This window comes from Bradyrhizobium sp. sGM-13, assembly GCF_018398875.1.
Lineage (GTDB): Bacteria > Pseudomonadota > Alphaproteobacteria > Rhizobiales > Xanthobacteraceae > Bradyrhizobium.
The window spans coordinates 62,177-85,332 of record NZ_JAGWDK010000020.1; the positions used below are offsets into that span (position 1 = coordinate 62,177).

Consider the following 23,156-nt stretch of genomic DNA (forward strand, 5'->3'; position numbering starts at 1 on the left):
TTCTTTGAAACGCTCGGGAATTAAAGGGAGACGCCACGGATGACAGAACCGGCCTTCAGGACCGAGATATTGGAGAGCGACAATCTGCTGGTCGGGCCGTGGCGGAGCCCGAGGCAGATGCTCCACGCGCAGGTCTATGATTCGCACGCCTCGATTCACGACGACGCGACCGCGCAGAAGCTCGGCTTTCAGGGCGGCACCATCGAGGGCCCGACCCATTTCAGCCAGTTCGCGCCGCTGTGTGAACGCATCTGGGGCCAGGCCTGGTTCGAAACCGGCTGCCTGTCCGCGCACTACCGCAATCCCGCCTTCGAAGGCGAAGAAGTGCAGGCCAACATCGAGAAACCGAAGCCGGGACAAACGCCCTGTGCGATCGGCATGACCAAGCACGACGGCACCGAGATTTTGCGCGGCACCGCTTCCGTCGGCGACGTAATGGAAACGGCGCTTTCCCGGCGGCTCGGCGAATTGAAGCCGCTCGTCGATCCGGTCATCCTCGCCGACGTCAAGGTCGGCATGAAGACGCCGCGTCAGACCGTGAAAATGGATTTCGATCAGCACATGGGCGATCTCCATCCGTTTTCGCTTGCCGAGAAGCTGAAGGTGATCACCGAGCCTTCAGCGTATTATTCGCAGGAGCTCAATCCCTGGGGCCGCGCGATCATCCCATTCGAAATGCTGAGCGTGTTGTTTCAGCACCGCGCCCGCGAGGACCGGCTGCCGGTCCGCGGGCCCGCGGTCGGGCTGTTCGCGGACCAGGAGATCCGGCTGCTGCGCGGCCCGCTATTCGTCGGCGAGAACTATGCAACCGAACGCGAGATCGTCGCCCTCAGCGGCAGCCGCCGCACCGAAAGCGTCTGGGTCCGCACGACCGTGTTCGCAGCCGACGACACACTGGTCGCCACCATGCTGTTGAACATGGCGAGCATCAAGGATTCCTACGCCAACTACGAGCGGGAGCACCAAGCGCTCTACGGCTAGAGCATGATCCGGAAACAGTACCCAATCCCGGGAGTGGAATGAGATGCGCCTGAAAGATCGTGTCGCCATCGTCGTCGGCGCCGGCCAGAGCCCCGGCGAAGGCATCGGCAACGGCCGCGCCACCGCGCTGACCTTTGCACGCGAAGGCGCCAAAGTGCTGTGTGTCGATCATAATCTAGCCTCGGCGCAGGAGACCGTCGATATGATCGCCGAGAGCGGCGGCACCGCGGCGGCCTTCAAAGCCGACGTTACCAAAAATGCCGAGCTCAAGGCGATGGTGGCAGACGGGCAGGCACGCTGGGGCCGCGTAGACGTGCTGCACAACAATGTCGGCGTCAGCCTGGCCGGCGGTGACGCCGAACTGCTCGAGATCAGCGAGGAAGCGTTCGACCGCTGCGTCGCGATCAATCTTAAGAGCTGCGTGTGGGCGGCCAAGCACGTCATCCCGATCATGCGGGCGCAACGAAGCGGCGCCATCATCAACATCTCCTCGATGGCCGCGATCACGACTTATCCTTACGTCGCCTACAAGGCGACCAAGTCGGCGATGATCGCCTTCACCGAACAGCTCGCCTACCAGAACGCGCAATACGGCATCCGCGCCAACGTCATCCTGCCCGGACTGATTAACACGCCGATGGCGGTCGACACCCGCGCCCGCGAGTTCAAGAAGAGCCGCGCCGAAGTCGAGGCCGAACGCGACAGCAAGGTGCCGCTGCGCCAGAAGATGGGCACCGGCTGGGACGTCGCCAACGCCGCGCTGTTCCTCGCCTCGGACGAAGCGAGTTTTATCACTGGCGTGACACTGCCGGTCGATGGCGGCGCGAGCGTGCGGCGGGGATAAAATTGTAGGGTGGGCAAAGGCGCCCTTGCGCCGTGCCCACCATCCAACACTCCGCTCGCTATGGTGGGCACGCTTGCGCTTTGCCCACCCTACAGCCGACGAAACAACCGCGCCATTTACCTATCGTTAGTAACTTTCTCTTAAGCCTTGCGGCGATTGGGCGGTCTTTTTGGCGCCCGTGCTCACGCGACCTGCGCCGGCGTCATTTGTTTTTGGCCCACGCGCGTGATTCGAAAAAATCGATCGATTCCAATGACACGATGATGTGACAGCAACGCCGTCGCTTGTCGAAATCCCGTCTCGTTGCGGTCGCACGAATTTCATGTGCGCTCGCTATGAGGCGCCACAAGAATTGTGGGAAGCCGAGGCACTATGAACGAAGAATTCGACTACGAGCTCACACCGGCCCAGTGGGAAACGCTGAGGGCATTGCGGACGCCGGAGTCGCGGCTGCCGCGCATGAGCCGCACCACGATCGACGGCCTGATCGCGCTCGAACTCGCCGTGATGCATGGCGACGCACCCGCCATCACGGCAAAGGGACGCAAGGTGCTGATTCGCGGCTCGTCGCTGCTGCTTCAGGATCTCGCGGCGTGATTCGTGACGCAAGCGCGACTGCAGTCCTGGGAGAGCATGAAGCGACAGGTGTTGGGCTGCGTTCCCCGGATGCCGCGCAGCGCGCCGCTTGCGGCGTGGTGCGCTGCTGATCCGGGGTCCATACGCTGGCGGGAGTGGTCCCGGCTCTGCGGAGCAGCGTTACACGCTGCGCCGCGGCCGGGACACGGAATGCTCACACCGGCTTTTCGTCATCCGTCACCGGAGAGGTGATCACCAGAAACACCAGATCGGCCAGCCCCGAATTCGAAATGGCGTGTTCGACGCCGGGCGGCAGGAAGATGACGTCGTGCTTGCGCACCACGTGATTTTTTCCCGCGATCTCCATCAGCCCCTCGCCTTCGAGCACGTGATAGATCTGCTCCTGCACAAGGTGCTTGTGACGCGCGACATGGGCCATCGGCTGGTACATCGAGATGCGATAGTCGATGTGGCGGGAGCCCGCGGTCTCCGGCATCACCAGCGGCTTTGATAGGGCGCCGCCAAAGTGATTGGGGAATTCGCGCCAAGGTACCTCGGCGATATTGCGGATGAAGGCGCCGTTGTTTTCTGGAGCCATGCTTGCCTCCTTTGCCGGTCAGATCACTAGCGCCCCGCCATCGATATAGACAATCGATCCCGTCGCAAAACCGTTCGCCATGAAGCTCAGGATTTGCCGCGCGATGTCCTCAGCCGCGCCGACGCGCCCGACCGGCAGCGCCGCCGCCGTCTTCGCCAGCATGTCGCGCCGCGCCTCTTCCGGCATCGCAGCGCGGATCGGCGTGTCGATCACGCCCGGCGAGACCGCATTGACACGCACCGGCGCCAATTCCAGCGCGAGCGCTCTCGCTAGCGATTCCAGCGCGCCGTTGGCGGCGCTGACGATCGCCGAGTTCGGCCGCGGGCGAACGCTGAGAAAACCCGAGACCAGGGTCAGTGATCCGCCGGCGCGGATTTCGGCCTCGCGCGCGACCCGCCACGCGCCCCAGAACTTTCCTTCCATGGTGGTCCGCACATCCTCCATCGCCACGGTCTTGAACGGGCCGGTGCGAAGCTGCGCCGCCGTGACCACGACATGATCGACCGGACCGCAACGGCGGAACAGCTTTGCCACGCTGTCATCGCTGGTAACGTCGGCGGGGATCGCGATGGCATTCAGCTTCTCCGCCACCTGGTCGAGCTTTTCGACATTGCGGGATGCGACGATGACATCGGCACCCTCGCGCTTCGCCATCTCCGCCGTCGCCAGACCGATGCCGGAGGAACCACCGACGACGACGACCTTCTTGCCTGCTAGCAGCATGTGATTTCCTCGAAGTGAGATCAGGCGGGCTGGTAGCGCGTGCCGATGCCGGCCTTGCTCTGCCCGAGCCCGGGCAATTCCCAGACGCCGGCACCGACCGGATTGATGTCGGCGGCGATATCGACGTCGATCAGGTAGGGCTTGTTCGCCGCGATGCCTTTGCGGATGGCCTCGCCGAGATCGCCGGCGCGATCAACGCGCACGCCCTCGACGCCGCAGGAACGCGCCATCGCGGCGAAATCCGGATTGTAGCGCTCGCCGGTGTTGGGATCGTGGAAATCGGTCGCGAGCTCGCGGCCACCGAGATAGCCGCGCTGCAGCCCGCGGATCGAGGCGTAGGCGTAGTTGTTCCAGACCACCCAGACCACGGGCAGATTATATTCGACCGCCGTCCCCAGCACGTTGGCGTGCATGAAGAAGGCGCCGTCGCCGCACACCGACACGCAGGGACGGTCGGGTGCCGCGAACTTCGCGCCCATCACGCCCGCAACGCCAAAGCCCATCGGACCGAACCCCATCGAGCCGATCAGCGAATCCGGCCGCTTCGGTTTGCAGAAGCCGAGCAGCCAGTTGTGATGCACGCCAATGTCGCTGACGAGGATCGCATCCTCCGGCAGCGCCTTGTCGATTTCGAGCGCGGCCCGCTGCGGATTGATAGGCGTGGTGTCGTCGGAAAATCCGGGGGCGACGAACTTGTCCCACTCTTTCCGATAGCCATCGATCTGCGAGAGCCACTTCTTGCGCGCGTCCAGCTTCTTCGAGAGATCTCCGCGGCGATCGAGTTCGGCATGAACCTGCCGCAGGAAGGTGCGCACGTCGGCCATCAGGCCGAGCGCGACCGGATAGTTGCGGCCGATCTCCTCGGGATCGATGTCGACATGGATCAGCCGTGTCGGCGGAATGGTGAAGGAATAGCCCGGGATCCACGAACTCGACGTGCGGTCATCGAACCGCATTCCCATTGCCAGCAGCACGTCAGCCTGACGCGTTGCATGATTGGCTTGATAATGGCCGGCGCGCGCGACGAGGCCCAGCGCCAGCGGATGGTTGCAGTCGATCGCGCCGAGGCCGCTGGCGGAAGCTGCGACCGGTATCTGCAGCCGCTCGGCGAGCCGCAGCAGTTCCTCCGCTGCGCCGCCATAGCGCACGCCCTGCCCGACAATGATCGTCGGCCGCTCGGCACCGAGCAGCATGTCGACGGCTTTCACCACGCCCTCCGGATCGGCGCCGCAGCGGCTCGATATGTTGGCATTCCATTCGATCGCATTCGGCGCCTCCTCGGCCGCCGATTCCATGAACGCGTCGAACGGCACGTCGAGCACCACGGGACCGGGCCGGCCGGTCGTCATGGTCTTCCAGGCCTGCCGCACCGCCAGCGGCACCATCTCACCGCGCGTCGGCTGGAACACCTTCTTGCAGATCGTGCGCACGGTGGAAGGAAAATCGGCCTGATGATGCCGGTACATCTCCTGGAAGGCGCCGCGGTTGAACTGGCTGGTCGGCACGTTGCCGGTCACCGCCAGGAACGGCACGGAATCGAGAAAGGCATTCGCAAGCGAGATCGGCAGGTTCGCCGAGCCGGGCCCGCAGGAGGTAAACGTCGCCGTCGGCCGGCCCGAGACGCGGTAGTAAACGTCGGCCATGAAGCCGGCGACGCTCTCGTGATGAACCGAGATCGTCTTGATATCGTGGGAACGTTCGTACAGCGCGTCGATGAACTGGATGTTGCCGTGGCCACACAGACCGAACACCTGCGGTACCTTCTCCTGGATCAGATAGTCGACGATGACCTGGGCGCCGTTGAGCATGTTACGCGACATCGACCACTCTCTCCCTAAGCCCAACGAATTCGCCTCCGCATCTTTACCGCGCGCGGTCGGCTGCCTCGCGAACCTATTTCTCATAATACTGTACGTCAATTGCTATTGTGGTATGCTTCGGATCGCGCCTCCGACCGGGGGTGATGCCGTTGAAGGGCAAGGGCGGCCTGCTAGACTTCGCCTCGCCCATTTGGAGAACTGATTCTGTGAAGCCGCGCACCAAGCCGAAGACGAGCGACAAGCCTGCAGGCCCACGCAAGGTTTCGATCGCAAGGCTGATGCCATCGAGCGAGCCCAATATCGACGACGAAGCCGAGGAGCGCGCACGCGGCGGGGTGCAGTCGCTCGGGCGCGCGTTTTCGATCCTGGAAGAAGTCGCGCGCCACCGCGAAGGCATTGGATTGGCTGATCTCAGCAAGCTGGTCGGCCTGCACAATTCCACCACCTTTCACCTCGCCAAGACACTGGTGTCGCTCGGCTATCTCAGGCAGGAGCGCGATTCAAAACGTTACCGCGTCGGCCGGCCGCTGTTTGCGCTCGCGGCAAGCGCGCTCGACGAAATCGAGATGGTCAATCTGGCTACGCCGATCCTGGAAGAGCTGTCGCGGGAGACCGGCGAAAGCGGCCACTTTGCCGTGCGCATGGGCGATGCGGTTGTGGTGATCGCCCGCACCAGCGGGGCTGGCGCGTTCCAACTGACCGACCGCGTCGGCGTGGTGCGGCCTGCGCACTGCACCGCGCTCGGGAAGATCATGCTGGCCTCGCTGCGCCCCGATCAGTTGAAGCGCTTTCTCGAACGCGTCGAGCTGAAGCCCTCGACGAAAAAATCGATCACCGATCCCGCCGTGCTGATGCGCGAGATCGCCGAAATCCGCCGCAGCGCGATCGCCTTCGACGACGGCGAATACAACGCAGAAGTCCGCTGTGTTGCGGTGCCGGTGTATCATTTCACCGGCGAAGTGATCGGCGCACTCGGCATCTCCGGCCCGATCTGGCGCATGACCGACCAGGTGGTGCAGAGCCGCGCCAAGCTGGTGCAATCGGCCGCCAGCCGGCTGTCGATCGAATTCGGCGCGCGGGGTCTGGCGAAATCCTCCTGATTTCCTGAACTCACTCTTTCTGAATTGCCTCAATGCGCGGTGCTGCGCGGCCGCGACGCATTTGGCGTTGACAGCCGACGCCGCGTCCGGAAATATCCTACAATAATAAAAGAACGTCTCTCACATTGTCGCATAGCGGTAATCGGAGGGAGAACGTCAAGGCGAACTCTCGGGAGGAGATCAGTCATGACCCGCTTTAGCCGACGCACTCTGTTGAAGGCCGGCGCCGCTTTTGCCGGCGTATCCGCTATCGGATCTCCCGCCATCGTTCACGCACAGGCCGCGCGGATCAAAATCGGCCATCTGGTGCCGCTGACCGGTTCCTCGGCGCGATCGGCAGCTACGCCCAGCTAGGGGTGAAGATGGCGGCGGAAGAGATCAACGCGTCCGGCGGCATCATGGGCAAGCAGATCGATCTGATGTCGGAAGACTCGGTCAATCCCGCCACCGCTTCGACCAAGGCGCAACGCATGATCGAGCAGGACGGCGCCGTGCTCTTGTTCGGCGAAATCTCATCCGCCTCGTCGCTGACCATCATGCAGGTCGCCGAACGCAACAAGAAGGTGTTCTTCTCGACCGGCGCGCGCTCGGACGCGCTGCGCGGCAAGGATTGCAACCGCTACTCCTTCCATTGCGACATTCCCAACACGGTGATGGTCAATGCCGTCGGCACCGCGCTCAAGCAGAAGGGCATGGTGAAGGGCAAGAAGTTCGTCACGCTGACGGCCGACTACATTTTCGGCCACGACCTCTTGAAGGCGGCGAAGGCCTTCTTCAGCGCCAACGACGCTACTTTGATCGGCGACGAGCTGATCGCGACAGACGTTACCGACTTCAGCCCGTACCTCCTGAAGGTGCGGCAGGCCAAGCCCGATGTCGTCTGCTGCAACCTCGCCGGCAACCAGGTCACCAATCTCGTCAAGCAATATGCCGAGTTCGGCTTCCCCTACCCGCTCGTCGGCTTCAACCTCAACACCGGCGACGCCTGGGCGATGGGCGAAGGCAATCTTTCCGGCACCTGGCCGACGGTCTGGTACCACACGCTCGAGAATCCGGCGTCCAAGGCCTTCGTCGAGGCCTTCAGCAAGAAATACGGCAAGCCGCCGGAGAACCATGCCTGGATCGAATACATCACGCTGAAAATGATCGCGCAGGCGATCACCGAGACCAAGTCGACCGAAAGCGACGCGCTGATCGGTTATTTCGAGAAGCAGACGCAGTTCGACATCATGAAGTCGCGCAAGGCGTATTTCCGATCCTGGGACCATCAGCTCGTCCAGGAGGCCTATCCCTTCACGGTGAAGGCGAAGAACGAGATGAAGGACAAGTGGGACATGCTGGTGCTCGGCGAAGCCGTTCCGGCCGCGGGCGCCGAGCTTGAAACGATCTACCCGACGAAGACGCAAAATCCCTGCAACATGAAGGCTTAAAAGCTCGAATCCGGGCGTCGGGCACACTGGCGTTAACGGCGCCGGCACACAACCGCCGGCGCCGTCTCTTTTTAATCTTGCAGGTCGCACATGCAGTTCGGATTTCTGCTGGAGCAGGTGGTGAATGGCCTGGTGCTCGGAGGCTATTACCTCCTGATTGCGCTTGGGCTGTCGCTGATCTTCAGCGTCGGCGGCATCGTCAATCTCGCGCATGGCGCGTTCTATGCGCTCGGCGCCTACATCTCCGTCGAAATCACGAAGTATCTCGGCTTCGGCTCGGCCGTGGTGCTGTCGCCGATCGCCGTGGCGCTGCTCGGCATTCTCTTCGAGCGTTTCATCCTGCGAAGGTTTTACGATGCCGATCCGATCCTGAGCCTGTTGGTGACGTTCGCCCTTGCCATGGTGACCGAACAGGCGATCCGCATTGTCTGGGGCGCGCCGCCGATATCGGCCGCGATCCCGCAGGCGCTTCGCGGCTCGGTGTTCCTCGGCGATTTCCTGTTCTCGCGCTATCGCTTGCTCATCCTCGCCGTCGTCGCTGCAGTCCTGCTCGGTGTCTGGCTCTTGCTGCACAAGACGTCGTTCGGTCGCGTGGTGCGCGCCGGCATCCAGCGGCCGGACATGGTCGCCGCACTCGGCATTCGCCTGCAGCCCTACATGACCGCGATCGTCATGCTGGGCGTCGGCATGGCCGCGCTCGGCGGCGCGTTCTTTGCGCCGATCACGATCGTGCATCCGGCGATGGGCGCCGAGATCATCACCGTCGCCTTTGTCGTCGTCGTGATCGGCGGCCTCGGCAGCTTCTGGGGCGTCGTAATCGCGGCGCTGCTCGTCGGGGTCGTCAGGGGCATCACCATCCACTTCGCGCCGGCTGCCGGTGAAGCCTCGATCTATGTGCTGATGTTCCTGGTGCTCATGGTGCGGCCGCGCGGGCTGCTCGGCGAACGTATCGAGAAGTTCGAATGATGACGTCTGCCGCCAAATATCGTCCGCTGCTGCTGGCCGCGCTCGCCGTCATCGTGCTGCCGTTCGGCCTCTATCTGCTCGGCCTGTCACTCAACACCGGCACCATGGTGGTGGCGCTCGCCATTGCCGCGATGGGGCTCAACCTCTGCATCGGTTATACCGGGCTGGTCTCGTTCGGCCACGGCGCCTGGTTCGGCATCGGCGCCTATGCGGCGGGACTGATCCAGCGCAACTGGTTCAACAACGACATCTTCCTGCCGCTGCTGCTCGCGGCGATCGTCGTCGCCGTCATCTCAACCTTCGTCGGCTTCGTCATTTTGCGCCGGCGCGGCGTCTATTTCTCGCTGCTGACGCTGGCGCTGTCGGCGCTGACCTACACGATCGCTTTTCGCTGGACCGCGGTGACCGGCGGCGAAGACGGCCTCGGCGGCCTGAAGCGGGGTAGCCTCGGCCCGTTCAGCCTCGATAACGCGCTCAACTATTACATCGTCGTCGCCGCACTCTGCCTCGGCGTGCTTTATCTCCTGCTGCGCCTGGTCCGCTCGCCGTTCGGCCATGTGCTGATGGCGATCCGCGAGAACCAGTTGCGCGCCAATTTCCAGGGCTATCCGGTCGAGCGCTATAAGCTCGGCGTCTTCGTGATCTCGGCGGTCGTGACCGGCTTTGCCGGCGGGCTGATCGGATTCCAGAACTATCTGGTCTCCGCCGAAGCGGTCTCCGTCCCCTTCTCAGGCGAACTGCTCGCCATCGTCGTGATCGGCGGCATGCGCAGCATGCTCGGGCCGGCGATCGGCGCGCTGTTCTTCATCCTGTTCCGCGAGTTGTTTTCGATCTGGACGCCGAACTGGCTGCTCTGGTTCGGTCTCGTCTTCGTCGCCTTCGTGCTGTATTCGCCAGGCGGCCTCGTCGGCATCTGGGCGACGCTGGCAAAGCGCTGGTGGCCGCCGCCGGAAGAAGCCGCCGCGATGAGCAGGCGAAAAATCTACCAAGGCCTGCCTTTGCCGGCCTTCCTGCGGCCCAAAGCGCTCGAGGGTATTGTGCTCGACGTGCGCGGCGTCTCAAAGAGCTTTGGCGGCATCCGCGCGGTGACCGATGCGAGCCTCACGGTCGGCGCGGGCGAAATCCACGCCTTGATCGGGCCGAACGGCGCGGGAAAAACCACGCTATTCAATCTGGTCTCCGGCCTCTATCCGACCGACAGCGGCACCATCAGGCTGAACGGCCGCGAGATCCAGGGCGTGCCGTCGGAGGCCATCTGCCATCAGGGGCTGGCGCGCTCGTTCCAGATCACCAACCTGTTCAAGGGGCTGTCGATCTACGAAAACCTCCGCCTGTCGCTGCAGGCGCAGAGCCCCGGCCGTTTCGACCTGTGGCGCGACATCGACCACTACAGGGACATCCACGCCGAGACCGCGGAGCTGATCAAGTTCCTCGGCCTCGAAGGCATCGAGACAATCGAAGGCGGCGAACTGTCCTATGGCGGGCAGCGGCTGGTCGATCTCGGCATCGCACTCGGCTCCAAACCGCAGGTGCTGCTGCTGGATGAACCGCTCGCCGGGCTTGCCGCCGCCGAGCGCGAGCGCGTCTCGAACCTCGTGAAAAACATCGCCGCCAACATTCCGGTCCTGATCGTCGAGCACGACATCGATCGCGTGCTCGGCTTCTCCCGCACCGTCACCGTGATGAACCAGGGCGAGGTGCTGATGACCGGCACGCCCGAGGCCGCGCGCGCCGACCGCAAGGTGCAGCAAATCTACACCGGCACCGGCGTTCCCGAGGTCGAGCACATCGCGAGCGAGCAGGCCCGCGAGAGCGCAGCGCAGATCCTGCGCTTCGAGCGCGTCAACACGTTTTACGGCAAGAGCCATATCCTGCACGACGCCACCCTCGGCGTGCGCGAGGGTGAAATCGTTGCGCTCCTTGGCCGCAACGGCGCCGGCAAGTCGACGCTCCTAAAGACGCTCGCGGGCTTGGTGCCGCTGTCATCGGGCACGATTGAGTATGCCGGCATGGACATCTCCCGCCTGCCTGCGCCCGAGATCGCGCGCGCCGGCATCGGCTATGTGCCGCAGGGCCGCGGCCTGTTCGCCGGGATGACGGTGCGGGAAAATCTGTCGCTCGGGCGTCTCGCGCGCAAAACCGACGGCAGCAACGGCGCGGTGTGGGACGAAGCGCAGATCCTCAACTATTTCCCGCGCCTGCGCGAGCGCATGGACGTTGCGGCGGATTATCTTTCCGGCGGCGAGCAGCAGATGGTGGCGGTGGCGCGCGTGATGTCGGGCAATGTCAAACTCCTGCTGCTCGACGAGCCCTTCGAGGGTCTGGCACCGGCCGTGATCCTCGAACTGTTCAAGGTGTTCGACCGGCTGCGGCAACACATCTCTATCGTGATCGTCGAGCACAATCTCGACCTGGTACTGGCGCTCGCCGACCGCGTCTTCGCACTGGAACGCGGCGCGGTGTTCCATCAGGGACCGGCGCAACCGCTGCTGACGGATCTTGAATATCGCAAGAAGATTCTGTGGCTGTGAACTTGCCACAGTCATTGCGAGGAGCGTAGCGACGAAGCAATCCATGGTTAAGCAGGCGGAAGTATGGATTGCTTCGCTTCGCTGGCAATGACGGCTTCTAGCTGGGCGCGATATCGGTCCACTCACGAAAGTAGAGAATCTTCCTGCGGCCGCGTGCGCGCGATAATCTCTGCCGCGCCCTTGTCGAGCAGATCGAGGCCGACGGCGCGACCGAGTTCGCGGGGCCGATCCGCCGCGCCGGTCCGCGACACCTCGATAAAGCGGTCGCCGGCTTCATCCAGCACGGCGGCCGTCAGCGTCATCTCACGATCCGCCAACGTCGCATGGCCGGCGATCGGCGAGTTGCAGTGGCCATTCAAAACCCACAGCACTTCGCGCTCGGCCTCGGCGCAGATGCGCGACGAGGCGTCCTCGATCTTGGCGAGCCGGCCGCGCGTGACCCAGTCCTTCTCGACGCATTCCACCGCGACGATGCCCTGTCCTACCGCGGGCAGCATTTCCCGGGCCGAAAAGTCATGCACGATGCGCGACGCCATTCCGATGCGCTCGAGCCCTGACCTTGCCATCACCAGCGCATCCGCCGGTCCCACCTCGCCGCCATCGGGAAGCCGCTGCTTGTCGCCGTGGTCGAGTTTTGCGACGCGGGTGTCGGCCGCGCCGCGGAAGTGAATGACGGTGGCCTCGGGAAACAGGCGGCGCAGATAGGCGGCGCGGCGCACCGCATTGGTGCCGATCTTGAAGCCTTTACCTTGCGATGCGCGAAACGCATCCAGCGAAAGGCCCGGACGCAACACCAGCGCGTCGTTGGCCGGATCGCGCGGCAGGGTCGCCGCGATGATCAGGCTAGGAGTCTCCTCGTTGCCGGGAACGTCCTTGAGCGAATGCATCGCCGCCTGCAATTCTCCGTCGCGCATCGCCTCGCGAATTTCAGCGACGAACGCGCCGCCCTTGCCGCCATGGCGCAGCAGCTTGCTGGTCTGGTCCTGGTCGCCGCGGGTTTCGAACTTGACAATCTCGACATCGAGCGCCGGATCGGCCGCGCGCAGCAGCCGCGCAATTCCTTCCGTCTGCGCCAGCGCCATCGCGCTCTTGCGCGTGCCAATCTTCAAGGTTTGTCCTGACACAAGGTCTCCGTTCGAACGTAAGCCACGGCTGTCGTTTCCAGCCAGTACGGGATAGAACAAGCGGCCCATCAGAACAATGACCTTGGCCAGCAGCGGAACGCGTTGCCGCCTGTGTGGACAGGGCGTGCCTATCGGCTCCGATGCTGCCGGGCTGCTATACCAAAACGCAGATTGTGCGCCGCAACACCATGAATAGATTGCGCTCCGCAAGAGGGTTTTTCGTTGTCCGATACCAGTGCCGATGCCTTGGCCGCTTCAGGCCACCGCCCGATGGGCTTCCCCGAATTCGTGATCGTGATCGCGTCGATCATGGCGCTGAATCCGCTTGCGATGGACATGATGCTGCCGGCGCTGCCGGACATCGCGTCCGCCTTCCACATCACCTCGGCCAACCGGCCGCAGATGGTGCTGTCGATCTTCCTGGTCGGCTTCGGCGTCGGGCAGTTCGTAATGGGCCCCTTATCCGACCGGTTCGGCCGGCGGCCGGTCCTGCTCGGGGGCATGGCCGTCTATTGCATCGCCAGCCTGCTCGCGATTGCCGCCCCGTCTTTCGAAACGCTGCTGCTGGCTCGCGCACTGCAAGGCCTCTGCACCTCGGCAACCCGCGTGATTGCGACATCAATCGTGCGCGACTGCTATGCCGGCCGGCGCATGGCCAGCGTGATGTCGCTGGCGATGATGATGTTCATCGCGGTGCCCGTGGTCGCCCCGGCCTTCGGCCAGGCCGTGCTGCTGCTGACGCAATGGCGCGGCATCTTTATCGTACTGATGCTGTATGGCGTGGTAGCGCTGATCTGGAGCGCGCTGCGCATGCCGGAGACGCTGCCAGTCGAAAAGCGCAGATCGCTCGCCGTCGGCGAGGTGTTTGATGCGTTCCGCCAGACTCTGACCAATCGCCAGACGCTGGGTTATGCGCTGGTCGCCGGCGGTATATTGGGTTCGCTGTTCGCGTTCGTGTTCATTTCGCAGCAGGTGTTCACCGAGATTTACAAGCTCGGATATTATTTTCCGCTTGCGTTTGCCGGCGTCGCCGTCGGAACCGCCATCGCCGGCTTCGTCAATTCCCGCCTCGTCGGCCGCCTCGGCATGCGCGTGATCTCCCACGCTGCTCTGCTGGGCTTCGTGGTCATCGCCGCAACCATGCTGGTCGCGGCGAAAATACAGATGCTGCCGTTGCCGCTGTTCATGGTGCTCTCGATATCCATGATGTTTGCGTTCGGGTTGATGATCGCCAATTTCACCGCGCTCGCCATGGAGCCGCAGGGCCATATCGCCGGCACCGCTGCGTCGCTGTACGGCTCGATCACCACCCTGCTTGGCATCGGCATCGGCGCCACCATCGGCCAGGATTACGACGGCACGCTGGTGCCGTTCGCGACCGGTTTTCTGCTCTGCACGCTGGCGGCGCTCGCGGTGGTGCTGGTGGTTGAGAAAGGCCGGCTGTTCAGGCCGCACGTCTTGAAGCTGTGACGAGCATGGCAGATACCTGCCCTGCGCTGGGCGTTATCTCGCGAAGCTGATAACAATTGCTCACATCGCCTTTAAGTCAGGAATCGGAAGATGGATAACCGCAGTAGCATCTGGCGTGGCGTTGACACCATCAAGCCGCGCTTCATAGAGTTGAGCAACCGGGTCTGGGCGACGCCCGAGATCTGCTACACCGAGGCGCGTTCTTGCGCCGAACATCTCGCCGAGCTGCGTCATCAGGGTTTCCGCGTCACGGAGCAGGTCGCAGGCATTCCCACCGCCCTGACGGGCGAATGGGGCGAAGGCGGACCTGTGATCGCCTTCCTTGGCGAATATGATGCCCTGCCCGGTCTCAGCCAGGAGGCTGGCGTGGCCGAACCGCGGCCGCTGGAAACCGGCGGTCACGGCCATGGTTGCGGCCACAATCTGCTCGGCTCCGCCGCCCTGCTCGCGGCCACGGCCGTGAAGGATTGGCTAGCCGAGCACAAGGTGCCGGGGCGCGTGCGCTATTACGGCTGCCCCGCGGAGGAAGGCGGAGCGGCAAAGACCTTCATGGTGCGATCAGGCGCCTTTGACGACGCCGATATCGCGATCACCTGGCACCCCCACAGTTTCTGGGAAGTGGCGGTGACGCCCTCGCTCGCCAACACCCGCGCCGATTTCATTTTCACCGGCCGCACCTCGCATGCTGCGGCCTCGCCGCATCTCGGCCGCAGCGCGCTGGATGCAGTCGAATTGATGAATGTCGGCGTCAACTACATGCGCGAGCACATGCCGAGCGATGCGCGCGTACACTATGCCCTGCTCGACACCGGCGGCATCGCCCCCAACGTGGTGCAGGCCCATGCCCGCGTGCGCTATTCGATCCGCGCCCGCGATCTGCCCGGCATGAACGAACTGGTGGAGCGCGTCCACAAGATCGCCCAAGGCGCGGCGCTGATGACCGAAACGAGTGTGGAGATGCGGATCATTTCCGCCGTCTCCAATTTGCTGCCCAACACCCCGCTCGAACAGGCCCTTCACCGCATCATGGAGGAACTCGGCCCGCCGCATTTCGACGAGACCGACAAGGATTTCGCGCAGAAGATCCGCTCGACGCTGACCGAGAAGGATATCGCCACCGTCTATCATGCGATCGGCATGGAGCCGACCGAGCGACCGCTGGCCGATTTCATCGTGCCGCTGGACGCCAAGCGCAACCCGCTGATCGGCTCCACCGATGTTGGCGACGTGAGCTGGGTCGTACCGACCGTCCAGGTTCACGCCCCGACCATTGCCATCGGTACCCCCTTGCACACCTGGCAGGTGGTGGCGCAGGGCAAGAGCCCGCACGCCCACAAAGCCATGGTGCAGGCCGCCAAGGCCATGGCGGGGCTGGGCGTCAGCGCGCTAACGGAACCGGACTTGATCGCGGCCGCCAAGGCCGACCTGAACAAGCGCACCGCCCGCACCCCTTATGTCAGTCCGCTTCCGGACAGCGTGGTCCCGCCGCTGGACATGTCGCTGGTCTGATCCTGATCCGACCCTGTCCTGATTTGGCCTGGCCGATCCGGCGAACAAATTTTTTGCAGTGCAAAGCGCAGTTTTGCGCGCTTTGACGCGCCGAGACCGCCGGAATGCCAACGCGATGTGCGCCGCAACGGGGTTTCTGCACAAGCAGAAATCATTGGCCGCTTCCATGCTGCCATTTGTTGACAGGCAGACATTGACCTCCGGGGCATTTGATGTGCCATCTTGTCCTGGGACATCTGACGCTGCCGCCCGGCGGCGCGCGGCACAACGCCAAAACCAGACGGGGACAACGATGCTGGACACCGAACTGCGGACCATGATCGACGAGGTGAAGGACGGCCGCATGGATCGCCGCGCGTTCGTTCAGCGGATGCTTGCCTTCGGTCTCACCGCGCCGATGGCGACGCAGATCCTCGCGGTCGGCGGCGTGGCCATGGCGCAGAGCCCCGCGCCCTACAAGCCGACCAAGCGCGGCGGCGGTGGCCCGCTGAAGCTGCTGTGGTGGCAGGGAGCGACCTTGCTCAATCCGCATTTTGCCACCGGCACCAAGGACCAGGACGGTTCGCGCCTGTTCTACGAGCCGCTCGCGAGTTGGGACGCCAACGGCAACCTTTGTCCGATTCTCGCTGCGGAAATCCCGTCGACTCAAAACGGCGGTCTCGCTGCCGACGGCAAGTCGGTGACCTGGAAGCTCAAAGCCGGCGTCAAATGGCACGACGGCAAACCTTTCACCGCCGACGACGTCGTGTTCAACTGGGAATACGCCCGCGACCCCGCTACCGCGGCGCTGACGATCGGCGTCTATCAGGACATCACCGTCGAGAAAATCGATGACCTCACCGTCCGCATCCTGTTCAAGAATCCCACCCCGTTCTGGGCCGACGCCTTCGTCGCCGTGGTCGGATGCATCCTGCCCAAACATCTGTTCGCGGAATACAAGGGCGCCAAATCCCGCGAGGCTCCGAACAATCTGAAGCCGGTCGGCACCGGTCCCTACAAGTTCGTCGAGTTCAAGCCGGGCGATCTTGTGCGCGGGGAAATCAATCCCGACTACCACATGCCGAACCGCCCCTACTTCGATACGATCGAGATCAAGGGCGGCGGCGATGCCGTCTCGGCGGCTCGCGCAGTGATCCAGACCGGCGAATATGACTATGCCTGGAACATGCAGGTGGAAGACGAGGTCCTGCTGCGCCTGGAGAAGGGCGGCAAGGGCAAGACCGTCTACACGACCGGCGGCGATATCGAATTCATCGCACTGAACTTCACCGATCCCAACACCGAGATCGACGGCGAACGCTCGTCGATGAAAACCAAGCATCCGCTGTTTTCCGATCCAGCCGTACGCAAGGCGCTGGCGCTCCTGATCGACCGCGAAGCCGTTCAGAAGCACATCTACGGTCGCGCCGGCCGCACCACGGCCAGCTTCCTCAACGGTCCCGAACAATTCGTCTCCAAGAACACGAAATGGGAGTTCAGCGTCGAGAAAGCGATCCAGGTGTTGGAGGAGGCTGGATGGAAGGCCGGGGCCGACGGGATCCGTGAGAAGGACGGCAAGAAGCTGAAAATCCTGTACCAGACCTCGATCAACGGCCCGCGGCAGAAAACCCAGGCGATCGTCAAGCAGGCCTGCCGGAAGGCCGGCATCGACATCGAACTGAAATCGGTGGTGGCCTCGGTGTTCTTCTCCTCCGATGTCGCCAATCCCGACACTTATTCCAAGTTCTACGCTGACATCCAGATGTTCCAGATTCCGATGACCCAGCCCGACCCCGCTCAGCACATGCGGCGCTTTCACTCGCGCTTCGTGGCCACCAAGGAAAACAAGTGGCAGGGCCGAAATTTCCCGCGCTGGGTCAACAAGGAGTTCGACGCGGCGATCGATGCGGCCGAGGCTGAAACCGATCCGGTCAAGCGTGCGGCACTCTATATCAAGGCCAACGACATCATGTGGCAGGACACGGTGACCATCGCCGTGCAGCACCGCCTGAAGGTCGGCGCGGCAGTTAACTCGCTGCGGCCGGTGCTCAGCGGCTGGACCAACGACACCGACAATATCCAGGACTGGTATCGAGAGGCCTGAAAGCCGGCATAGGGGCATCATCCTCATGCGGCAGTATATCCTGCGTCGCCTGCTGATCGCAGTGCCGAGCCTGCTCGGCATTTCGCTCGTCCTGTTCACGGTGCTTGCGCTGGCGCCCGGCGATCCGTTCGCAGAGCTCGTGACCAATCCAAACGTGCCGCCCGAAGTGGCAGCGGCGCTTCGGGCCAAGTTCGGCCTCGACGATCCGGTCTCTGTCCGCTACCTGCGCTGGCTCGCGGCGATGGCGCAGGGCGACTGGGGCTTTTCCTTTGTCAGCCGGATGGACGTGGATACGCTGATCCTGCAGCGCCTGCCCACCACGCTCTACGTGATCGGCTCGGCGCAGGTGCTGGCGCTGCTGATCGCCATACCGGTCGGCGTCTTCGCCGCCACCCGGCCCTATTCGATCTTCGACCAGATCGCCAACACGCTCGCCTTTATCGGCTTTTCGCTGCCGACCTTCTTTACCGGGCTTTTGTTCATCCTGGTGTTTTCGATCACGCTGGACTGGCTGCCGTTTGTCTATACGACCGACATCAAGGCGACCGGTATCCGCTGGGTAATCGAACAAGTGCGGCAGGCCATCATGCCGGTGATGGTGCTCGGCCTGTTCCAGGCGGCCTCCATGACGCGCTTCGTGCGCTCGGCCATGCTCGATGTGATCCGCCTTGACTACGTCACAACTGCCCGCGCCAAGGGCCTCGGGCAACCGAGAGTGATCGTCAAGCACGCGATGCGCAACGCGATGATTCCGGTCGTCACCCTGGTCGCGTTGCAGATGCCCGCCGTGTTCGGCGGCGCCATTGTCACCGAGCAGATCTTCCGGATTCCGGGAATCGGTTCACTGCTGATTTCCTCCATCCTCTCCAACGACACGCCGGTTGTGATGGCCGTGACCTTCGTCTTCGCCTGTCTTGTGGTGCTCTTCAACCTGATCGCGGATATCCTCTATGGCTGGCTTGACCCTCGCATCTCCTTCCGCTGAGCGGCGGCCGGCCTGGTCGCCCTGGCGCGAGACTTGGCGGCGCTATCGCCGCCACAAGCTCGCCGTGGTCAGCGCGTTCCTGCTGCTTGTCCTGATCGCAGCGGTGGTATTCGGCCCATTCGTCTGGCGCGTCAGCATCAACGATATCGATTTCACTGCGCGCCTTGAGGGCCCCTCGCTCGCCCACCCCTTCGGCACCGATGATCTCGGGCAGGATATCCTCGCCCGCATGATCTATGGTGGACGTATCTCGCTCGCGGTTGGGCTTGCCGCCATGGCGGTCGCCGTCCTCGTCGGTACGCTGATCGGTGCGCTCGCCGGCATGTCGCGCGGGGCGCTCGGGCACGCGCTGATGTGGCTGACCGACCTGTTCCTCTCGCTACCGCAACTGCCGCTGCTGCTGCTTCTGATCTATCTGTTCCGCGACGGGCTCAAATCCGTGTTCGGGCCCGAGGGCGGCATCTTCATCCTGATCGTGCTCGTCATCGGCGGCCTGCGCTGGATGCCGGTCGCGCGGCTGGTGCGCGCTCAGTTCCTCTCCTTGCGCGAGAAGGAATTCGTCGAAGCCGCGCGCGCGCTCGGCGCCAGCCCGTTGCGGCAGGTGGTGCGGCACATCCTGCCTAACGCAGTCGGCCCCGTAATCATCGCCGGCACCATCGACGTCGCCGCCGCGATCATCGCCGAATCGACGCTGTCGTTTCTCGGCCTCGGCTTTCCGCCGGATACCCCGACCTGGGGACGGCTATTGTTCGACGCCAAGGACTATCTCGACATCGCTGCGCATTGGGCGATGTTTCCGGGCGGCGCCATCTTCATCGCGGTCGTCGCGATCAATTTCATCGGCGACGGCCTGCGCGATGCGCTCGACGCGCGGCGGGTGATCTGATGACCCCATTGCTCGAAATCAAGGGCCTGAAAACCCACTTCGCCACCGACGACGGCATGCTGAGGGCGGTCGACGGCGTCGACATCACGCTCAACAAGGGCGAGACGCTCTGCGTGGTCGGCGAGTCCGGCTGCGGCAAGACCGTCACCGCGATGTCGATCCTGAAACTGATCGCAATGCCGCCCGGCCGCATCGTCCAGGGCCAGATCCTGTTCGAGGGCCGCGACCTCGTGCCGCTCTCGAGCCACGAACTCGACGACATCCGCGCCAAGGATATCGGCTTCATCTTCCAGGAGCCGATGACCTCGCTAAACCCGGTGCTGTCAGTCGGCGAGCAGGTTGCCGAGAGCCTGCGCCGCCACGAGGGCCTCTCGAACAAGGACGCGCTCGCCCGCACGGTCGAGATGTTCAAGCTGGTGCAGATCCCCAACGCGGAAGCCCGCGTCCATGATTACCCGCATCAGTTCTCGGGCGGCATGCGCCAGCGCGTCATGATCGCGATGGCGCTGGCCTGCAAGCCCAAGCTCGTCATCGCCGACGAGCCGACCACAGCGCTCGACGTGACCATCCAGGCGCAAATCCTCGATCTTCTGCAGGACATGAAGGAACGCTTCGGCATGGCGGTGATGCTGATCACCCACGCCATGGGCGTGGTGGCCGAAACCGCGCAGCGGGTCGTCGTCATGTATGCCGGCAAGGTGGTCGAAGAGGCCGATGTCGACAGCCTGTTCGAAAGCCCGCGCCATCCCTACACGCAGGGCCTGATCCGCTCGATCCCGCGCATCGATCTTGCTGCCGCGCACAAGACCCGGCTGGAAGCGATCGGCGGCTCGGTGCCGATTTTGATCAATCCCGCGCCCGGCTGCCGCTTCGCGCCGCGCTGCCGCTACGCCTTTGGTCGTTGCGCCGAACAGGAACCGGTGCTGCGCGAGGTCGCACCGGGCCATCGCATGGCGTGTCACCTCGAAGACGTGCGCGGAGAGACGGCATGAGCGAACCCCTGCTGCGTGTCACCGGTCTGAAAAAGCATTTTCCCGTCAAGGGCGGACTCCTTTCGCGCGAGGTCGGGCGCGTGCATGCGGTGGACGGCGTGTCGTTTGCAGTCAATCGCGGCGAAACGCTCGGGCTGGTCGGCGAGTCCGGCTGCGGCAAGTCCACCACCGCGCGCTGCGTGCTGCGCCTGGTCGAACCCAGCGAAGGCGAGATCGTCTTCGATGGGCGCGACGTGCGAGGCCTTTCCGGGGGCGACCTGCGCGTCATGCGGCGCAACATGCAGATCGTCTTCCAGGACCCCTTTGCCTCGCTCAATCCGCGCATGACGGTCGGCGCGATTCTCGGCGAAGCCTTCACCATCCACGCGCTCGCTTCCTCGGCAAGCGAGCGGGATGAACGCGTGGCGAGCCTGCTCGTCAAGGTCGGGCTGAAGGCCGAGCACATGCGCCGCTACCCGCACGAATTTTCCGGCGGCCAGCGCCAGCGCATCGTGATTGCGCGAGCACTTGCGGTGGAGCCCAAGTTCATCGTCTGCGACGAACCGGTTTCCGCGCTCGACGTCTCCATTCAGGCGCAGGTGATCAATCTGTTGGAAGACCTGCAGGCCGAGCTCAAGCTCACCTATCTGTTCGTGGCCCACGATCTCTCAGTGGTCGAGCATATTTCCGACCGCGTCGCGGTGATGTATCTCGGCCGTATCGTCGAGCTGGCTGACGCGAGCGACCTCTACCGCAATCCCCGACATCCCTACACGCAGGCACTGCTTTCCGCCGTGCCGGTGCCGGACCCGAAGGTGAAGCGCAAGCGGATCCGGCTGCAGGGCGACGTACCTAGCCCGATGAACCCGCCGCGGGGTTGTCATTTCCACACCCGCTGCCCGATCGCCGAGGCGCGCTGCCGGGAAAGCGCGCCCGAACTGAAGCAAGGCAGCGACGGGCATTTCGTGGCGTGTCATCTGGCCTGACAGCGACGGCTTATTCCGCCTGGCTATCCGCCGCGTCTCATGCGGCGGCGGCAAAGAATTCAATCCCTGAAAACAATACGGCCCCGCCCCGGCAGCGGTCGAACCACTCGTGCCGGGGCGGGGCCGTAATCAGATCGTGGGCGCTAGTCTAGCGCGTTTGGATGCCGTTTTTGCGGATCAGGTCCGAAAGCTGGGACAAAAGCTCCCGAAGCCTGGCATTCTCCTCGATCAGCGCATGGGCTTCGTCGGCCTGTTCGTTTCGACGAAGAGCGGGCTCGTCCCCGCGCAGGGCATTCTCAAGCAGTGAAAGAGCGTCGTCGGTCGGTTCCTCAACCCAAAATGAAGGTTCAGCGCGGCGGTCTCGCTTATTAAGCTGCGGATGGTCTACTCGCATGATTGATACTCCAATTTTTAAAAAGCGGAACGTGCCCCCAGTCACCCTGTCTCGCGCGCGGAGAATGAGGTGAGTCGGCAGGCAAATTTGCGACTAAAATTGGAATCGTGCGGAGACGACCCCGGCGCTAAAGCGGCGTGATTGCGGCAAATCGTAAGGCCCGCGCGGGGCAAGCATGCAGCCTGCGCGTGCGATCTTAGAGAAACGTCGACAATTGATAGAGCGCGTAAAGGACTTCCAGCCCCATGAGAACGAGGGCTGCGATCATCAGATAATAACCAAAATGCATGCGGAATTTGAAACCAATGCCTCTCGCGGCCCGTGCGGAATCGCGCCAGGCCGTAAATCAAACTCGATACGCGTCGGAAGGGACAAGCCTCCGGCGAACGATGCGTCGGGCAACCAGGAACAAAAAGGCCTCCGCCGCCGCGGAAGTGACGCCTTTGCCTCTGCCTTGGTCGCGAGCCTCTTCTTGACCGGAGGTCTCTAGTTCGACGCCAGCTCGCCTGCTCACACGCCGTGGAAAATCTTGATTCCCCACAGCACGATGACGATGGCCAATACCAGCGTAGCCGCCGTCAGTACACTTTCTAAGGAAGCGACTCTCATACTAACTCTCCGCTTCCCAGCCCCGCTAACGGTCTAGGCGATTCGTTGATTCGACCGCAATCGCGCGATCACAATGGCTTGAACGTTGCTTGGCGGTTGTGTTTTAGAAGTCACACATATGGGTATGACGGCGCGTTTCGCCGCCGCGACGACGCAGCCACGCGCCTGCGAAAGCGGAAATGCCCCGCCTCTTACGACGCTTCTCGATTGCAGGGTTTATTCGGGCCGGCTTGCCGGAACGTAGCGACCGGGCGGAACCGGCGCACTTCGCCGCCCTTCGGCGAGCGCCGCCAGGCGATCGTATTCTTCCGCTACCTTGAGCAGGCGCCCCTGATCTTTGACGGCAACCGCAGCTAGCTCCCTCGTCCGTTCCGCGCGCTTGCGCCAGTGCTCCGCATTGGTCAGGAAATCCGTCATCGGTACGCCCCTAAGGTGGTTTGCTCCCCAGCCCACCCCGACACGCCAGAAAGTCCGGCGGTACGTCAAAAATTAGGCCTAATCCGATCTGCCGTGTGACTCGAACGACGCACGAACTATCTGGCGAGCCTTTTCGCCGTTGCCTTTCCGACG

Annotated in this window: 21 protein-coding genes; 15 read left to right on the forward strand and 6 right to left on the reverse strand. The window is 63.4% G+C overall.

Annotated features, from left to right (window positions below):
• Window positions 1–39: 39 nt before the first annotated feature.
• The 3 genes from KJQ96_RS26500 to KJQ96_RS26510 all read left to right on the forward strand — a co-directional run bounded on the left by KJQ96_RS26500 (window position 40) and on the right by KJQ96_RS26510 (window position 2,422).
• Window positions 40–981 carry a hypothetical protein gene (locus KJQ96_RS26500; protein WP_213289339.1) on the forward strand — a complete coding sequence of 314 codons (942 nt, stop codon included), beginning with the start codon at window positions 40–42 and terminating at the stop codon, window positions 979–981.
• 43 nt (window positions 982–1,024) lie between these two features.
• Entirely contained in the window at window positions 1,025–1,825 is an 801-nt protein-coding gene (locus tag KJQ96_RS26505; protein WP_213289340.1) for an SDR family NAD(P)-dependent oxidoreductase, read from the forward strand.
• A 372-nt stretch (window positions 1,826–2,197) separates the two neighbouring features.
• On the forward strand, window positions 2,198–2,422 hold the full coding sequence (locus KJQ96_RS26510; RefSeq protein WP_213289341.1) for a hypothetical protein: 225 nt from the start codon (window positions 2,198–2,200) through the stop codon (window positions 2,420–2,422).
• Between the two features lie 193 nt (window positions 2,423–2,615).
• Here KJQ96_RS26510 and KJQ96_RS26515 read toward each other — a convergent pair whose 3' ends face one another.
• From KJQ96_RS26515 to KJQ96_RS26525, 3 genes are read right to left on the reverse strand one after another with little or no spacing between them, the layout of a single operon-like run.
• The gene (locus tag KJQ96_RS26515) at window positions 2,616–2,999 is read right to left on the reverse strand and encodes a cupin domain-containing protein (protein WP_213289342.1); all 384 of its coding nucleotides are present in this window, start codon (window positions 2,997–2,999) and stop codon (window positions 2,616–2,618) included.
• An 18-nt stretch (window positions 3,000–3,017) separates the two neighbouring features.
• Window positions 3,018–3,722, reverse strand: a complete 705-nt coding sequence (locus tag KJQ96_RS26520; protein WP_213289343.1) for an SDR family oxidoreductase — start codon at window positions 3,720–3,722, stop codon at window positions 3,018–3,020.
• A 20-nt stretch (window positions 3,723–3,742) separates the two neighbouring features.
• On the reverse strand, window positions 3,743–5,542 hold the full coding sequence (locus KJQ96_RS26525; protein WP_213289344.1) for a thiamine pyrophosphate-binding protein: 1,800 nt from the start codon (window positions 5,540–5,542) through the stop codon (window positions 3,743–3,745).
• A gap of 206 nt (window positions 5,543–5,748) precedes the next feature.
• Here KJQ96_RS26525 and KJQ96_RS26530 point away from each other — a divergent pair, with 206 nt between their 5' ends.
• From KJQ96_RS26530 to KJQ96_RS26545, 5 genes are all read left to right on the forward strand, one after another.
• Entirely contained in the window at window positions 5,749–6,642 is an 894-nt protein-coding gene (locus KJQ96_RS26530) for an IclR family transcriptional regulator (protein ID WP_309142475.1), read from the forward strand.
• A 186-nt stretch (window positions 6,643–6,828) separates the two neighbouring features.
• The gene (locus KJQ96_RS40450; protein WP_249734555.1) at window positions 6,829–6,996 is read left to right on the forward strand and encodes a hypothetical protein; all 168 of its coding nucleotides are present in this window, start codon (window positions 6,829–6,831) and stop codon (window positions 6,994–6,996) included.
• A gap of 8 nt (window positions 6,997–7,004) precedes the next feature.
• Window positions 7,005–8,072 carry an ABC transporter substrate-binding protein gene (locus KJQ96_RS26535; protein ID WP_249734557.1) on the forward strand — a complete coding sequence of 356 codons (1,068 nt, stop codon included), beginning with the start codon at window positions 7,005–7,007 and terminating at the stop codon, window positions 8,070–8,072.
• A gap of 90 nt (window positions 8,073–8,162) precedes the next feature.
• On the forward strand, window positions 8,163–9,038 hold the full coding sequence (locus tag KJQ96_RS26540) for a branched-chain amino acid ABC transporter permease (RefSeq protein WP_213289346.1): 876 nt from the start codon (window positions 8,163–8,165) through the stop codon (window positions 9,036–9,038).
• Window positions 9,035–11,569, forward strand: a complete 2,535-nt coding sequence (locus tag KJQ96_RS26545; RefSeq protein ID WP_249734559.1) for a branched-chain amino acid ABC transporter ATP-binding protein/permease — start codon at window positions 9,035–9,037, stop codon at window positions 11,567–11,569. Before KJQ96_RS26540 ends, KJQ96_RS26545 begins: the two co-directional genes overlap by 4 nt.
• 122 nt (window positions 11,570–11,691) lie before the next feature.
• Here the strand turns inward: KJQ96_RS26545 and hemC are convergent, their stop codons facing one another.
• A complete protein-coding gene (gene hemC / locus KJQ96_RS26550) occupies window positions 11,692–12,678 on the reverse strand; it encodes a hydroxymethylbilane synthase (RefSeq protein WP_256441667.1) in 987 nt (328 codons plus the stop codon).
• A gap of 237 nt (window positions 12,679–12,915) precedes the next feature.
• Here hemC and KJQ96_RS26555 point away from each other — a divergent pair, with 237 nt between their 5' ends.
• The 7 genes from KJQ96_RS26555 (at window position 12,916) to KJQ96_RS26585 (ending at window position 21,583) form a co-directional block, all read left to right on the forward strand.
• Complete coding sequence (locus tag KJQ96_RS26555) at window positions 12,916–14,163, forward strand: multidrug effflux MFS transporter (RefSeq protein WP_213289348.1); 1,248 nt, start codon at window positions 12,916–12,918, stop codon at window positions 14,161–14,163.
• 90 nt (window positions 14,164–14,253) lie between these two features.
• Window positions 14,254–15,672 carry a M20 family metallopeptidase gene (locus KJQ96_RS26560; protein ID WP_213289349.1) on the forward strand — a complete coding sequence of 473 codons (1,419 nt, stop codon included), beginning with the start codon at window positions 14,254–14,256 and terminating at the stop codon, window positions 15,670–15,672.
• Window positions 15,673–15,964: 292 nt separating this feature from the next.
• Complete coding sequence (locus tag KJQ96_RS26565) at window positions 15,965–17,755, forward strand: peptide ABC transporter substrate-binding protein (protein ID WP_213289350.1); 1,791 nt, start codon at window positions 15,965–15,967, stop codon at window positions 17,753–17,755.
• A 25-nt stretch (window positions 17,756–17,780) separates the two neighbouring features.
• Entirely contained in the window at window positions 17,781–18,740 is a 960-nt protein-coding gene (locus KJQ96_RS26570; protein WP_213289351.1) for an ABC transporter permease, read from the forward strand.
• Entirely contained in the window at window positions 18,706–19,626 is a 921-nt protein-coding gene (locus KJQ96_RS26575; protein ID WP_065744628.1) for an ABC transporter permease, read from the forward strand. The genes KJQ96_RS26570 and KJQ96_RS26575 overlap by 35 nt, the downstream gene beginning before the upstream one ends.
• Window positions 19,626–20,618 (forward strand): ABC transporter ATP-binding protein, encoded by a 993-nt coding sequence (locus tag KJQ96_RS26580; protein ID WP_213289352.1) that lies wholly within the window; start codon window positions 19,626–19,628, stop codon window positions 20,616–20,618. The genes KJQ96_RS26575 and KJQ96_RS26580 overlap by 1 nt, the downstream gene beginning before the upstream one ends.
• Window positions 20,615–21,583: an ABC transporter ATP-binding protein gene (locus KJQ96_RS26585; RefSeq protein ID WP_213289353.1), complete on the forward strand. Its 969-nt coding sequence runs from the start codon at window positions 20,615–20,617 to the stop codon at window positions 21,581–21,583. Before KJQ96_RS26580 ends, KJQ96_RS26585 begins: the two co-directional genes overlap by 4 nt.
• 148 nt (window positions 21,584–21,731) lie before the next feature.
• Here KJQ96_RS26585 and KJQ96_RS26590 read toward each other — a convergent pair whose 3' ends face one another.
• Window positions 21,732–21,977, reverse strand: coding sequence for a hypothetical protein (locus tag KJQ96_RS26590; protein ID WP_028346859.1), 246 nt, complete (start codon window positions 21,975–21,977; stop codon window positions 21,732–21,734).
• An 825-nt stretch (window positions 21,978–22,802) separates the two neighbouring features.
• Window positions 22,803–23,003 carry a hypothetical protein gene (locus KJQ96_RS26595; protein WP_213289354.1) on the reverse strand — a complete coding sequence of 67 codons (201 nt, stop codon included), beginning with the start codon at window positions 23,001–23,003 and terminating at the stop codon, window positions 22,803–22,805.
• Window positions 23,004–23,156 lie beyond the last annotated feature (153 nt).

Excerpts from the sequence above, each read along its gene's own strand:
- KJQ96_RS26500 (WP_213289339.1), top strand. The coding sequence starts at position 40 with ATGACAGAACCGGCCTTCAGGACCGAGATATTGGAGAGCGACAATCTG.
- KJQ96_RS26505 (WP_213289340.1), top strand. The coding sequence starts at position 1,025 with ATGCGCCTGAAAGATCGTGTCGCCATCGTCGTCGGCGCCGGCCAGAGC.
- KJQ96_RS26510 (WP_213289341.1), top strand. The coding sequence starts at position 2,198 with ATGAACGAAGAATTCGACTACGAGCTCACACCGGCCCAGTGGGAAACG.
- KJQ96_RS26515 (WP_213289342.1), bottom strand. The coding sequence starts at position 2,999 with ATGGCTCCAGAAAACAACGGCGCCTTCATCCGCAATATCGCCGAGGTA.
- KJQ96_RS26520 (WP_213289343.1), bottom strand. The coding sequence starts at position 3,722 with ATGCTGCTAGCAGGCAAGAAGGTCGTCGTCGTCGGTGGTTCCTCCGGC.
- KJQ96_RS26525 (WP_213289344.1), bottom strand. The coding sequence starts at position 5,542 with ATGTCGCGTAACATGCTCAACGGCGCCCAGGTCATCGTCGACTATCTG.
- KJQ96_RS40450 (WP_249734555.1), top strand. The coding sequence starts at position 6,829 with ATGACCCGCTTTAGCCGACGCACTCTGTTGAAGGCCGGCGCCGCTTTT.
- KJQ96_RS26535 (WP_249734557.1), top strand. The coding sequence starts at position 7,005 with ATGGCGGCGGAAGAGATCAACGCGTCCGGCGGCATCATGGGCAAGCAG.
- KJQ96_RS26540 (WP_213289346.1), top strand. The coding sequence starts at position 8,163 with ATGCAGTTCGGATTTCTGCTGGAGCAGGTGGTGAATGGCCTGGTGCTC.
- KJQ96_RS26545 (WP_249734559.1), top strand. The coding sequence starts at position 9,035 with ATGATGACGTCTGCCGCCAAATATCGTCCGCTGCTGCTGGCCGCGCTC.
- KJQ96_RS26560 (WP_213289349.1), top strand. The coding sequence starts at position 14,254 with ATGGATAACCGCAGTAGCATCTGGCGTGGCGTTGACACCATCAAGCCG.
- KJQ96_RS26565 (WP_213289350.1), top strand. The coding sequence starts at position 15,965 with ATGCTGGACACCGAACTGCGGACCATGATCGACGAGGTGAAGGACGGC.
- KJQ96_RS26570 (WP_213289351.1), top strand. The coding sequence starts at position 17,781 with ATGCGGCAGTATATCCTGCGTCGCCTGCTGATCGCAGTGCCGAGCCTG.
- KJQ96_RS26575 (WP_065744628.1), top strand. The coding sequence starts at position 18,706 with ATGGCTGGCTTGACCCTCGCATCTCCTTCCGCTGAGCGGCGGCCGGCC.
- KJQ96_RS26580 (WP_213289352.1), top strand. The coding sequence starts at position 19,626 with ATGACCCCATTGCTCGAAATCAAGGGCCTGAAAACCCACTTCGCCACC.
- KJQ96_RS26585 (WP_213289353.1), top strand. The coding sequence starts at position 20,615 with ATGAGCGAACCCCTGCTGCGTGTCACCGGTCTGAAAAAGCATTTTCCC.
- KJQ96_RS26590 (WP_028346859.1), bottom strand. The coding sequence starts at position 21,977 with ATGCGAGTAGACCATCCGCAGCTTAATAAGCGAGACCGCCGCGCTGAA.
- KJQ96_RS26595 (WP_213289354.1), bottom strand. The coding sequence starts at position 23,003 with ATGACGGATTTCCTGACCAATGCGGAGCACTGGCGCAAGCGCGCGGAA.